The sequence below is a fragment of the Komagataeibacter sp. FNDCF1 genome (genome assembly GCF_021295335.1).
Lineage (GTDB): Bacteria > Pseudomonadota > Alphaproteobacteria > Acetobacterales > Acetobacteraceae > Komagataeibacter.
This window is the reverse complement of record NZ_JAIWOT010000001.1, coordinates 2,937,501-2,950,527: the sequence shown is the minus strand read 5'-3', so window position 1 is coordinate 2,950,527 and position 13,027 is coordinate 2,937,501. Positions and strand designations below refer to the sequence as shown.

Annotated in this window: 9 protein-coding genes, 1 tRNA gene and 2 rRNA genes (1 of these 12 running past the window's edge); 3 read left to right on the top strand and 9 right to left on the bottom strand. The window is 60.7% G+C overall.

Translation table 11 applies throughout. The features are described 5' to 3' along the window. The first annotated feature begins 6 nt into the window (after nt 1-6). The gene (locus LDL32_RS13975; protein ID WP_233067906.1) at nt 7-1,026 is read left to right on the top strand and encodes a glycosyl transferase; all 1,020 of its coding nucleotides are present in this window, start codon (nt 7-9) and stop codon (nt 1,024-1,026) included. Here LDL32_RS13975 and LDL32_RS13970 read toward each other — a convergent pair. Genes LDL32_RS13970 through LDL32_RS13960 form a run of 3 tightly spaced genes read right to left on the bottom strand, consistent with a single transcriptional unit; the run spans nt 1,000 to nt 1,777 of the window. After that, nucleotides 1,000-1,275, bottom strand: coding sequence for a hypothetical protein (locus LDL32_RS13970; protein WP_233067904.1), 276 nt, complete (start codon nt 1,273-1,275; stop codon nt 1,000-1,002). The genes LDL32_RS13975 and LDL32_RS13970 overlap by 27 nt on opposite strands. A gap of 39 nt (nt 1,276-1,314) precedes the next feature. Then, nucleotides 1,315-1,470, bottom strand: coding sequence for a hypothetical protein (locus tag LDL32_RS13965; RefSeq protein WP_233067902.1), 156 nt, complete (start codon nt 1,468-1,470; stop codon nt 1,315-1,317). A gap of 22 nt (nt 1,471-1,492) precedes the next feature. After that, nucleotides 1,493-1,777: a hypothetical protein gene (locus LDL32_RS13960; protein WP_233067899.1), complete on the bottom strand. Its 285-nt coding sequence runs from the start codon at nt 1,775-1,777 to the stop codon at nt 1,493-1,495. 133 nt (nt 1,778-1,910) lie between these two features. Here LDL32_RS13960 and arfB point away from each other — a divergent pair, with 133 nt between their 5' ends. Next, complete coding sequence (gene arfB / locus LDL32_RS13955) at nt 1,911-2,318, top strand: alternative ribosome rescue aminoacyl-tRNA hydrolase ArfB (protein WP_233067896.1); 408 nt, start codon at nt 1,911-1,913, stop codon at nt 2,316-2,318. A gap of 102 nt (nt 2,319-2,420) precedes the next feature. Here arfB and LDL32_RS13950 read toward each other — a convergent pair whose 3' ends face one another. From LDL32_RS13950 to LDL32_RS13940, 3 genes are read right to left on the bottom strand one after another with little or no spacing between them, the layout of a single operon-like run. Next, the gene (locus tag LDL32_RS13950) at nt 2,421-3,926 is read right to left on the bottom strand and encodes an efflux transporter outer membrane subunit (RefSeq protein WP_233067893.1); all 1,506 of its coding nucleotides are present in this window, start codon (nt 3,924-3,926) and stop codon (nt 2,421-2,423) included. Continuing rightward, nucleotides 3,926-7,051, bottom strand: a complete 3,126-nt coding sequence (locus tag LDL32_RS13945) for an efflux RND transporter permease subunit (protein ID WP_233067891.1) — start codon at nt 7,049-7,051, stop codon at nt 3,926-3,928. Before LDL32_RS13945 ends, LDL32_RS13950 begins: the two co-directional genes overlap by 1 nt. A gap of 6 nt (nt 7,052-7,057) precedes the next feature. Then, on the bottom strand, nt 7,058-8,200 hold the full coding sequence (locus tag LDL32_RS13940) for an efflux RND transporter periplasmic adaptor subunit (RefSeq protein WP_233067890.1): 1,143 nt from the start codon (nt 8,198-8,200) through the stop codon (nt 7,058-7,060). 274 nt (nt 8,201-8,474) lie between these two features. Here LDL32_RS13940 and LDL32_RS13935 point away from each other — a divergent pair, with 274 nt between their 5' ends. Further along, a complete protein-coding gene (locus tag LDL32_RS13935; protein WP_233067888.1) occupies nt 8,475-9,092 on the top strand; it encodes a TetR/AcrR family transcriptional regulator in 618 nt (205 codons plus the stop codon). Between the two features lie 1,038 nt (nt 9,093-10,130). Here the strand turns inward: LDL32_RS13935 and LDL32_RS13925 are convergent. The 3 genes from LDL32_RS13925 to LDL32_RS13915 form a co-directional block, all read right to left on the bottom strand. After that, a tRNA-Met gene (locus LDL32_RS13925) sits at nt 10,131-10,207 on the bottom strand. A 21-nt stretch (nt 10,208-10,228) separates the two neighbouring features. Further along, nucleotides 10,229-10,344: ribosomal RNA gene (gene rrf / locus LDL32_RS13920) — 5S ribosomal RNA — on the bottom strand. A gap of 110 nt (nt 10,345-10,454) precedes the next feature. Next, a 23S ribosomal RNA gene (locus tag LDL32_RS13915) occupies nt 10,455-13,027 on the bottom strand (it continues 168 nt past the right edge of the window).

Genomic DNA, 13,027 nt, shown 5'->3' with positions numbered 1-13,027 from the left:
GCTTCTATGATGGCGGGCATGACAGCGCCCGCCCCCCCTGCCGCACAGGCCCCTGACGTTCCGGCCCCCGCTGCTGCGGCTTACACCGCATCGGGCCACACCATACCGGATGCAACGGGGCGCCGGATTATCGTCACCGGCTGTGATGACACGTATTTCACGCTGGTGATGGAACTGGTTGCTTCCATCCGCGACCACACGCCCACGCCCATCGGCGTGATCGACTGCGGCATGACGCCGGACCAGATCGCCGCGCTACATGCGCGGGACATACGGGTCCTTGCACCCTTCATTCCCGATTATGCCCCGCCGCGCGCGCTGCGCCGCCGCCCCAGCCTGGCCATCAACATATGCAAGCTGTGGCTGGACCGGATGCTGCCGGAATTCGACCTGATCCTGTGGCTGGATGCGGATACATGGGTGCAGGATGGCGCGGCACTCGAACGCATGTTCGCCGCGGCCGAAAGCGGCACGCTGGCCATCGTGCCGGAAATCGGGGCCAAGACCGCCAATCTGCTGGGGGTGCGCTGGATCTGCCCGGGCTGGATGCAGATCCGCTCGTTCCTGTACAAGAACGCAACCCGTGCCCGCCTGCCCTTTTCCATCCGCAGGCGGATCGGCGCCAGGCCGCTCCTCAATGCCGGCGTGTTCTGCCTGCACCGCAAGGCCACGATCTGGCCCGTGCTGCGCCGCTGGCAGGCGCTCATCCTGCCCCGACGTGGCATGGCCTTTACGCAGGACCAGCTCTGCATGGCGCTGGCGGTCTATATCGACGGGCTACCGGTCACCCTGCTCGACAACAGCCATAATTACCTTGGCCCTTGGCTGCTGGACGAAAGCACCGGCCAGTTTGCCAACCTGTTCTTTCCGCATCCGCCGGTTGGCATCGTGCATATGGCATCGCAGAAGGCGATGCGCGCCGCGCTGGAGAACACCATGTCCATCCCCACGCTGCAGGGCGGGCAAGTGGCGGTCAACCTGCGTTATGGCGCCATGCGCCTACGCCGGGGCGGACGTATTGCCTGACGCTGCTGCCGCCTTGTCGCTGCGGGCGGCCTGCACCCGTCCGGCGGCGGCACGCAGCTGCTCCGCCAGGTTCAGGGCAAGTTCCGGCGGCAGGACGGTTATGACCCGCCTGTCCCCCTTGGGCATGTGCTCGGGTGCGGTCGCCATGAACAGGTCCAGGACCACGATGGAATCCTGCACCGCTTCCGCCCCGCAGCTGACCGTGGGGTAGACCACGGCCCGGTCGCCTGTGTCGTGTTTGTCGTTCAAGATTGAAAATTCCCTGTCATGCCACCATGCGCCACGCCATCAGCGTGCGGTGGGGGGACGTGTCTGGTCACGCCGCAGTTTCAGATTCTGGTCCTGTATGGTCTTGCGGGCGACGGCCAGTTCGTCACGCACACGCGCAAGCTCCGCCTTCAGCGCCACGATTTCAGCCCGCAGGGCGGGAAGATGATCAGCCATCTGCAACACGTTCCTTACGGTATCAGGGTGCCTTGCCAGTCGTGGCAAAGCGCGAACGCACCTGCTCGAACAGGGTTCGCGCCGCCATGTCCCTGGGGTCGGTATGTTCCATGTGGTGGCGCATGCGGGCCGCGATCTCATCGGCGTGCAGCACCTTAGCCTCCACCAGCATCTGCATGAGGTCCATGACCACAAGCTGCTGGGCCGCAATCATCTTGACGACAGGCATGACCTTGGCCTGCGCCGCATCGCCAGCGGCCTGCGCAAGCGCCTTGCGCAGCTGGTCGGTTATTGCCTGTTCGTTCATGATTACGCTACTCCGCTCCTGTCATCATGTGGCATACATGGTGATGGCAAACGGCCAGCGCAGCAATGCTGCCCGCGCAGGGCCGCCCATCAGCCTGTGATGGATCTCCCACGCTTCAGGACCGTAAACCGCCATGTCGCCCCCCGTCATTCCCGATGATGAATTACATGTGACCTACATCCTGGCCTCCGGTCCGGGTGGGCAGAACGTCAACAAGGTAGCGACCGCTGCCCAGCTGCGCTTTGACGTACGCAATTCGCCCTCCCTGCCCCCCCGCACCAAGCACAGGCTGATGGAGGTGGCAGGCAGCCGGATGACCGGCGATGGCGTGATCGTGCTGACCGCGCGCCGCTTCCGCAGCCAGACCCGCAACCGGGAGGATGCGGTGAGCCGCCTGCACGAGATGATCGGGGAAGCCAGCACGGTGCAGGCCTATCGCGTGCCCACCCGCCCCTCACGCAGCCAGCGCCGCAAGCGGCTGGACAGCAAGCAGCACCGCAGCCGGATCAAGCAGGGGCGTAGCGGCCGCTTTACGGACTGAAGGCACGCATACGCGCAGCCGCCTGATGAAAGTGATAAAAGTTTCCGGATGCCGCCTTTTTCCAGACAGGCGGCGTTCCTTGAAGCTTTTTCAGTCCGGCAATTATCCTTTGCGGACCGGCGCCTTCTGGCTCCCGGGCGCAGGCTGTTTCGGCGTGTGCTCGGTCCACCCGCCACCCAGCGCGCGGTAGAGCGTGACTAGGTTCTGGTAGCGCGAGACCGCAATCGTGATCTGCCACTGCTGGGCCTGAAGGTAATTACGCTGCGAAACCAGCGAGGTCAGGTACGAATCCGTCCCCGCCCTGTAGCGCAGCATCGCCAGGCGATAGGCATCTCCTGTGGTCGAGACATATCGGTCCATCTGTCCCGTCTCGTCACGATAGGTATCCCGCGCGGCCAGTGCGTCCGCCACCTCGCGGAAAGCGGACTGCACGGCCTTTTCATACGCCGCCGCCTTGGCGGCCCGCATGGCGCGCGATGCCTTCAGGTTACCGCTGTTCTGGCCCCAGTTGAGCAGGGGCACCTGCAGCTGGGGCGACACGCCCCATGTGGTGGCGGCCGAGGTGAACAGCCTGTGCGGCTGCAGGCTGCTGATCCCGTCCGATGCCGTAAGGGTTATGCGCGGGTAGAAGGCGGCCTTGGCGGCCCCGATATCCGCATTGGCGGCCAGCAGGTCATGCTCGGCGGACATGATGTCGGGCCGGTGTTCCAGCACCTCGGCCGGCAGGCCCGGCGGCAGGTCCTGCATGATGGTCTGTTCCCCCAGCGGGCGGGCGGGGGGCAGGTTGTCGGGAATCGGCTGGCCGATCAGCAGCGTGACCAGGTTTTCATCCTGTGCCACATGCCGGCGCGATTCATCGCGGAAGGCGCCACTCTGCGCCACCTGTGTCTCGGTCTGGCGCACGGTCATCTCATCCGTCTCGCCATGGGCAAAACGGGCCCTGACCATGTCCAGCGTGGCCTGCTGGGAGGCCATGGTCTCGTCGGACAGGTGCAATTGCGCCTGATCGCCCAGCCATGAGATATAGGCCGTGGCCACCTGCGAGATGATGCTGATGAGCATGGAGCGGGCATTCTCGCGCTGCATCAGCGCATGCTCGGCCGCCTCACGCGACAGGCTGCGGATGCGGCCGAACAGGTCGATCTCGTACGACGAGACACCGACCCCCATCTGGAAATATTTGAACAAGGGCGGGTTGCCGGTATCCAGCCCCGGCGCGAAGCTCAGACCTGCCGCACCTGACGGTGCCTGGAATATCGCCTCTCCCCCGCCACCGATGGCCGGGAACAGTCCGGCATGCTGGATATCGAACTGCCCCTGCGCACGGCGGATATCGGCCGCCGCCTGCCGCAGGTCACGGTTTTCACGTATGGCGATGGCAATAAGCGCGCGCAGCCGCGGATCGGTAAAGAATTCCGCCCAGCCCAGATCCGCCGCCAGCGGGTTTTCCACCACCGGCTGGCCGGTATTGGCGTAAGCAGGCCACGTCCGTGCCATTGGCGGGGTGGGGCGCCTGTAATGCGGGATCATGGTGCAGCCCGCCAGCAGCAGGCCCGCCATGCCAGCCATGCCTGCCCGCCTGAATGTGGAGAGAACGGTCATCTGCATTACTCTCCCTTTGTCCGTTCGGACAGGCGCTTTACCCGGAACAGGCGCAGCACCACCACAAAGAACAGCGGTACGAAATAAACGGCCAGCAGGGTCGCCGTAACCATGCCCCCGACCACCGCGGTGCCGATTGCCACGCGCGCGGCCGATCCCGCCCCCGTGGCGATGGCCAGCGGGAACACACCCACGACGAAAGCGATGGACGTCATGAGGATGGGGCGCAGGCGCTCGCGCCCGGCTTCCAGCACGGAATCTTCCAGTGTGGCCCCGTTCTCGAAAAATGCCTTGGCGAATTCCACGATCAGGATGGCGTTCTTTACCGCCAGCCCCACCGTGGTCAGCAGCCCGACCTGGAAATAGACGTCATTGGCCAGCCCGCGCCCAAGCGTTGCGACAATGGCGCCCAGCACGCCCAGCGGGATGACCAGCAGCACGGCAAACGGGATGGCCCAGCTTTCATACAGCGCCGCCAGGCAGAACAGGATGACAATGAGCGCCAGCGCATAAAGCGGGCCGGTGGATGCACCGGATGCCATCTGCTCGTAAGACAGGCCGGTCCACTCGTATCCCACGCCGGGGGGCAGCTTGGCCAGCACATCCCTGATGGCGGCAATGGAATCACCCGAACTGTAGCCGGCAGCAGGCTGTCCAAGAATTTCAAATGAATTCAGTCCATTATAATCCTCAACCTTCTGCGGGCCCATGATCCACTGCCCGGACACGAAGGCATTGAACGGCACCATCCCGCCGGTTGCGTTGCGGATGTACCATCTGTTCAGGTCATCAGGGATCATGCGCGCATCGGGTTCGCCCTGGATATAGACCTGCTTCACACGGTCATCGCGCAGGAACTGGTTGACATAGATCGACCCCAGCGCGCCCTCGATGGTGGTGTTGATATCGGCAATGGTGATGCCAAGGGCGTTGGCCTTCTCACGGTCGATATCCAGGTGGTACTGTGGCGCGTCCTCCATCCCGTTGGGGCGCACGGCGGTCAGGCGATGGTCCTTTGCCGCAAGGCCTAGCACCATGTTACGTGCCGCCAGCATCCTGGCGTGCCCCAGATGGCCACGATCCTCCAGTTCCAGGTCGAAGCCCGTGGCATTGCCCAGTTCCAGCACGGCGGGCGGGTTGATGGCAAAGATCTGGGCGACCGGGTTCATCCAGAAATGCATCATGATGCGCATGGCGATCGCAGCCGATGTCTGTGATGCGGCGGGGCGATCATCCCAGTCCTTGAGCCGGATGAAGAAGGCGCCAGCACTCTGCCCCTGGCCTGCAAAGTTGAAGCCGTTCATGGAATAGACGGATTCGACATTCCTGCCTTCGGTCTTGAGGATATAGTCCGCCACCATGTGGTTGACCTGCGCCGTCTGCTCCAGGGTGGAACTGGGCGGCATGGTGACCTGGCCAAAGATCAGGCCCTGATCCTCATCGGGCAGGAAGCCGGCGGGCAGGCGCATGAACAGGAAGCCGACCCCCGCCGTAATGAGCACGAACACCAGCATGGACAGGCCGCTACGGCCCAGCACGCGGGTCACGCCCTTCTGGTAGCCATTGGTCAGGCGGGTGAAATGGCGGTTGAACCAGCCTGCCGCCCCGGTTGTCTTTTCATGCGTGCCGGGCTTGAGCATGGTGGCGCACAGGGCCGGTGTCATGACCATGGCCACCAGCACCGACAGCCACATGGCCGCGACAATGGTGATGGAGAACTGCCGGTAGATCACCCCCGTGGAACCACCAAAGGCGGCCATGGGCAGGAACACCGCCGTCAGCACCAGCACGATGCCGACCAGCGCGCCCGAGATTTCATCCATCGACTGGCGGGCCGCCTCGGGCGGGGAGAGGTTCTTTTCCGTCATGACGCGCTCGACATTCTCGACCACGACAATGGCGTCATCCACCAGCAGGCCCACCGCCAGCACCATGGCCAGCATGGTCAGCGTATTGATGGAAAAGCCAAGGACGGCAAGAACACCGAACGTACCCAGCAGGACCACCGGCACCGCGATGGTGGGGATCAGGGTGGCGCGGAAATTCTGCAGGAAAACCAGCATCACCAGGAAGACCAGCACGATCGCCTCGGCCAGCGTGATGACCACTTCCTTGATCGACAGCACGATGAACGGCTCGGTATCCAGCGGGTAGACGGTTTTCAGCCCCGGCGGGAAGAACTGCTCCAGTTCATGGATTTGCTGGCGCACCGCCGTTTCGGTCTGGAGCTGGTTGGCGCCCGGCGCAAGCTTCAGCGCCATGCCCGAGGCGGGCATGTTGTTGTAGAAGGAATGGGTGTTGTAGGTCTGTGGCCCCAGTTCCACATGCGCCACGTCGCGTATGCGTACCTGCGAACCGTCCTGCTGCACCTTGAGCAGGATCTTCTCGAATTCCTCGGGCGAGTGCAGGCGGGTCGGGCCGATGATGGTCGCATCCAGCCGCGCGCCCTTCACGGCGGGCACGCCCCCCAGTTCACCGGACGAGACCTGTATGTTCTGCGTCTGGATCGCGGTCTGCACATCACCTACCGTCAGGCCGTACTTGTACAGCTTTGAGGGGTCGAGCCAGATGCGCATGGCATATTCCGCGCCGAACAGCGTGTGGTCACCCACGCCGGTCACACGGCTGAGCGGGTCGGAAATGTTCGAGGCCACGTAATCCGCGATGTCAGCACCCGTCATGCTGTTATCGGTCGAGATGAAGGCGATGACCATCATGAAGTTCTTGACGGCCTTGGTAATGCTTAGGCCCTGGGCCGTGACTTCCTGCGGCAGCTTGGGCTGGGCCAGCTGCAGCTTGTTCTGCACCTGCACCTGCGCGATGTCGGGGTTGGTGCCCTGTGCGAAAGTCAGGTCGATTTCCATCTGCCCCGAGGCGTAGGACTGCGAGGAAATGTACTCCAGATGGTCAAGCCCGAACATCTGCTGCAGGATCGGGCGCACGACCGTATCGTTTACCGTATCGGCGGATGCACCGGGATAGGTGACGGTTATGGCGATCTGTGGCGGCGCGATGGAGGGATACTGCGCGATTGGCAGCCGGAAGATCGAGACCCCGCCCACAAGCATGATGATCAGTCCGATCACCCACGCGAAGACAGGCCGGTCGATAAAGAAACGGGAAAGCGACATGGGACGTTATCCTGCCTTGGCCGGAGCAGCCGCATCGCCTGGCGCCACCGTGTCGCCGGGGTGGATTTTCAGCACCCCTTCCACCACAACGCGCTCGCCACTTTTCAGGCCATCCGTCACCAGCCAGTCCGTGCCGATCGCCTGTCCAACCACAACCGGGCGGATGCTGACCTTGTTATCCGCATCCACCACCCAGACCTGCGGGTCACCGTGGGAGTTGCGCTGCACGCCTTCCTGCGGAACCAGCAGGGCATTGGGGTCCAGACCTTCGGCCAGGCGGGCATGCACGTACATGCCCGGCAGCAGCAGGCGCTCGGGGTTGGGCATGACCGCACGCACCACAACGGTGGCCGTGGATTCATCCACGTTCACTTCCGAGAATTCCATGCGTCCGGCATGCTCGTATGTCGTTCCGTCCTCAAGCGCTATGGTAATGCTGGCGGCATTGTCGCCCGCGCGGGTCAGCCGCCCCTGCGCCAGTTCGCGCCTGAAGCGCAGCAGTTCGGTCGCGGGCAGGTTCACATCCACATAAATCGGGTCGAGCCGGGTCACGATCGCAACGTTATTGGTCTGGTTGGCGGTTACCAAAGCGCCCACGGTCAGGATCGAGCGGCCAATCCGGCCGGTAATGGGCGCGTTCATGTGCGTATAGCCCAGATCGACCGTAGCGCGCTCAAGCTGGCCCCTGGCGGACTGGATATCACCCTGTGCCGCACGTTCGGTGGCAAGGGCATCATCATATTCCTGCTGGCTTATGGCATGGGCCCTGAGCAGCGGTCCGTAACGGTTCAGTTTGGCGCGGGCCGTCACCTCGCTGGCCTGGGCGTGCAGGAGCTGGCCCTGCGCGCTATCCACGGCAGCCTGGTAGATACTGGGGTCGATCTGGTACAGCTGCTGGCCTGCCTCCACGTCCGTGCCTTCGACAAACAGGCGCTTCTGGATCACGCCGCTGACCTGCGGACGCACCTGTGCGATTTCGAATGCTTCGGTACGACCGGGCAACAGGGTCGTGATCTGCACCGGCTGCGCATGGAGTGTCACGACCTTGACCGGCTGGGGCGGCAGCCTGGACGGACCGGCATGCCGCTGGCAGGCCGAAAGGGCCAGTATCAATGCCGCCGGGGCTACGATACGGGAATAATGCATCATGGTCACCAACCGGCCTGTCTGCCGTTATATAAAATATGTTTCCGGGTAGCGTCCGTGCCGTTGCCGCGCAGGGCCGCCATAAGAAAGCCAAATAACGAAACCGTTTGGTTTTCAATGAATAGAAAACTATATCGTCTCCATAAGGCGGTCAAGCTGGGCTTTTGGGCAAAATGGTCGGAGCATGTTAAGAATGGGTAAGAATGGACATGAAGTGCAACTGTCGCCCTCCACAGGGTGCGACAGCCGCAGACGTGGCCCGGGCCGACCACCGGAAATGGAGGAATGCGAACGCCGTGAACGCATACTGGATGCCGCAAGCGCGGTGTTGCAGGAATGTGGTTACCATGCCGCATCCATGGACAGGGTGGCGCAGCATTCCGCCATGTCCAAGCGCACGCTGTACCAGATGTTCACTTCCAAGCAGGACCTGTTCCATACGCTGGTCAGCAGCCGACTGTTCAATGTCACCGCCCCGTTCTGTCATAACATCAATGACCCGGCGGCCGAACTGACGGACCTGCTCCTGGCGCTGGGGGAGGTCATTCTGCGCCCGGACCGGATCAGCCTGATCCGTGCCCTGATTACCGAATCACAGGAATCGGCCGACATTCGCCAGATCCTGACAAGCCTGCGTTGCGGCGGAAAGGATAACGTGCTGACCCGGTGGCTTGCCTCTTATGTGCAGCGCGAGGGCTATGTGGTGGAAGATATTGCAGTCTACGGCAACATGCTGTTCGGAATGACGATCGGGGATCTGATGCTGCAGAACCTGGCCTGTGCATCGGAAACATCATGGAGCGAGTGCTCGATGCGCCCGCGTTTTGCATCTGCGGTGCAGATTTTCCTTGCGGGTTTCAGACGCGGATGCGGTGCGCCAGTATCATCATCATAACCAGTCCGGGCTTCAGTGAATGAGAAGACATCTTCGGTGACCGCAAGATGACAACAATGCTCCTCGATCTGCTGACCCACCGCTGCCCTATCCCTGGGCCGGGGAATGACAGGTACAGGTTCCGTGCCAGCAAAGCCCCGCCAAGAAGAAACAGTCAGAACGGCCCTATTCTTCACCGTTCGCCTTACTGCGCCTGAAATAGTATCCGGCCGGGCCCGCTTCCTGATGAAAACCCGAGGGCGGTTCTCAGTGCAAACCAACACACCGTCGCTGGCAGGCGTATCGGGTAGGGTCGGAGCAAGGTCGGTATCTTCATAAATATGCGCGTAACGCCAGCGCAAAACGGCGGACCATTTTTATCTGCATCCAGTTCTGGATGCAGAATTACCATGAGCAGCCCCCTCTTGCGTCCATAATTCACACCGGATCTTTAGCGGGTTCTTGAACATCTCCATTCCGAGACCATTGAACAGGATCCCGTTCGACATGCGGACACGCAGTCAGCAGGATTGAACCATGATGGAGAACACGGATTTTATCAGGCCATGACCAGCGACAGAATGCCAGTCGCACCTGGGTTTGGTGCCCTGCTTTAGTTTTGGCGCGCAGCAGCAGTGCCCGACATATTATTGCGTCCGGTATCGCGTTCAGGGTTTCAACACTCTTTCTGGCAGCTGCCCTACGGGGTAATGGTGCCAAGACCAGTGGTGACAACAGAGTTTGTCGCACAGAAAGCCGCAAGCGCAGCGGCCAACCTGCAAGAAGCCGGACTGGCCGATCTGGTTTATATCTGCATTGGGGATGCCGTGACGACATTTGCCCACGATATGCCGCAGCCGATCGACCTTATCCTGCCTGATGCCGCGAAAGGGCTTTATCTGGATATCCTGCGCCTGCTCGAACCGAGGCTGAGAAAAGGAGAAAGAAGGTCCTGTCTTGAGCTACCGTGCTGCGCTTTGCATCCTGGGCGGGATTTTGGGCACAAAAAAAGCCACCCGTTGGGGTGGCTTTTTTTCTGTCTTATCAGACACATATTCATGGTTGCGGGGGCAGGATTTGAACCTGCGGCCTTCAGGTTATGAGCCTGACGAGCTACCGGGCTGCTCCACCCCGCGTTTGTTTGGGGAGACTGGAAGACCTGGCGGCGACCGACTTTCCCGTGCCTTGAGGCACAGTATCATGGGCGCTGGGGCATTTCACGGCCGAGTTCGGGATGGGATCGGGTGGATCATTCCCCGCCATTGCCACCAGGTCATCCAGTCTCCCCGGTATGGGGAGGGGATGTGGATGGGTTGGTGTTTTTTGTCATGTGTTGAGAGTGGATGACTGCTGTGCATGTGTGTTGCCCTTTCAAGGGGGCTATGGAATGAGCCTATTGGGCGATTAGGACCAGTTAGCTGCACGCATTACTGCGCTTCCACACCTGGCCTATTGACGTGATGGTCTATCACGGCCCTTGGGGAGACCTTGTTTTGAGGTGGGTTTCCCGCTTAGATGCTTTCAGCGGTTATCCCGTCCACACTTAGCTACCCGGCTGTGCCGCTGGCGCGACAACCGGTGCACCAGAGGTATGTTCATCCCGGTCCTCTCGTACTAGGGACAAATCCTCTCAAGTCTCCAACACCCACGGCAGATAGGGACCGAACTGTCTCACGACGTTCTAAACCCAGCTCACGTACCACTTTAATCGGCGAACAGCCGAACCCTTGGGACCTGCTCCAGCCCCAGGATGTGATGAGCCGACATCGAGGTGCCAAACCTCCCCGTCGATGTGGACTCTTGGGGGAGATCAGCCTGTTATCCCTAGAGTACCTTTTATCCGTTGAGCGATGGCCCTTCCACGCGGGACCACCGGATCACTATGGCCGACTTTCGTCTCTGATCGAGCTGTCACTCTCACAGTCAGGCGGGCTTATGCCATTGCACTCGACAGCCGGTTTCCGACCGGCCTGAGCCCACCATCGCGCGCCTCCGTTACACTTTGGGAGGCGACCGCCCCAGTCAAACTGCCCACCATGCAGGGTCCCGGACCTGGCTAACAGGCCTCGGTTAGACATCAGAAACAGTCAGGGTGGTATTTCAAGGATGGCTCCACCGGAACTGGCGCCCCGGTTTCAAAGCCTCCCACCTATCCTACACAGAATGTCTCTGATGCCACTGCAAAGCTGCAGTAAAGGTTCATAGGGTCTTTCCGTCTGACCGCGGGTACCCCGCATCTTCACGGGGAATTCAATTTCGCTGAGCCGATGCTGGAGACAGCGGGGAAGTCGTTACGCCATTCGTGCAGGTCGGAACTTACCCGACAAGGAATTTCGCTACCTTAGGACCGTTATAGTTACGGCCGCCGTTTACCGGGGCTTCAATTCAGTGCTTGCACACCTCCTCTTAACCTTCCGGCACCGGGCAGGCGTCAGGCCGTATACGTCGTCTCTCGACTTCGCACAGCCCTGTGTTTTTACTAAACAGTCGCTACCCCCTGGTCTGTGCCACCCGCCGATGGTTGCCCACTGACGGGTCTTGCTTATCCCGAAGTTACGCAAGTAATTTGCCTAGTTCCTTCAGCATCGTTCTCTCAAGCGCCTTGGTATTCTCTACCAGTCCACCTGTGTCGGTTTCGGGTACGGTCTATATGCCAGAGCTATTTCCTGGAATACGCCAAAAGCCGGATCAATCCGATAAGACCCGACAACATATTGTATTCGTCACTTCTGGCAGGCCCGGGAATATTTGCCCGGTTTCCATCGACTACGGCTTTCGCCCTCGCCTTAGGGGCCGGCTCACCCTGCGCGGATTAACCTTGCGCAGGAACCCTTGGACTTTCGGCGACAGTGTTTCTCGCACTGTTTGTCGCTACTCATGTCAGCATTCGCACTTCCGATATCTCCAGAGAGGGTCACCCCGTCTCCTTCACAGACCTACGGAACGCTCCGCTACCGCGCATACATAGTATGCACCCACAGCTTCGGCACGTGGCTTGAGCCCCGTTACATTTTCGGCGCAGGGTTTCTATTAGACCAGTGAGCTATTACGCTTTCTTTAAAGGATGGCTGCTTCTAAGCCAACCTCCTGGTTGTTTTGGAATCCCCACATCCTTTCCCACTTAGCCACGATTTGGGGGCCTTAGCTGGTGGTCTGGGCTGTTTCCCTCTCGACAATGGACCTTAGCACCCACTGTCTGTCTGCCGAGCTCATACTTCCGGGTATTCGGAGTTTGGTTAGGTTTGGTAAGGCTTTGGGCCCCCCTAGCCCATCCAGTGCTCTACCCCCCGGGGTAATACTCGACGGTCTACCTCAATAGATTTCGCGGAGAACCAGCTATTTCCGAGTTTGATTGGCCTTTCACCCCTAGCCACAGCTCATCCCCGACTTTTTCAACAGGCGTGGGTTCGGCCCTCCAGTGCGTGTTACCGCACCTTCAGCCTGGCCATGGCTAGATCACTCGGTTTCGGGTCTTCTGCCAGCAACTCGTCGCCCTGTTCAGACTCGCTTTCGCTGCGCCTACACCTAACGGCTTAAGCTTGCTGCAAACAGAAACTCGCTGACCCATTATACAAAAGGTACGCCGTCACCCCATAAGAGGCTCCGACTGCTTGTAGGCATTCGGTTTCAGGTCTCTTTCACTCCCCTCGTCGGGGTGCTTTTCACCTTTCCCTCACGGTACTTGTTCGCTATCGGTCACCAGGGAGTATTTAGGCTTGGAGGGTGGTCCCCCCATGTTCAGACAGGATTTCACGTGTCCCGCCCTACTCAAGGATCACTGTGGACACTACGCATACGGGGCTATCACCCGCTCTGGCCGGACTTTCCATTCCGTTCTGCTTCTTCCACAATCATCACGGGCCTGTTCCGCGTTCGCTCGCCACTACTAGCAGAATCTCAATTGATGTCTTTTCCTCCGGGTACTTAGATGTTTCAGTTCCCCGGGTTCGCCTCAT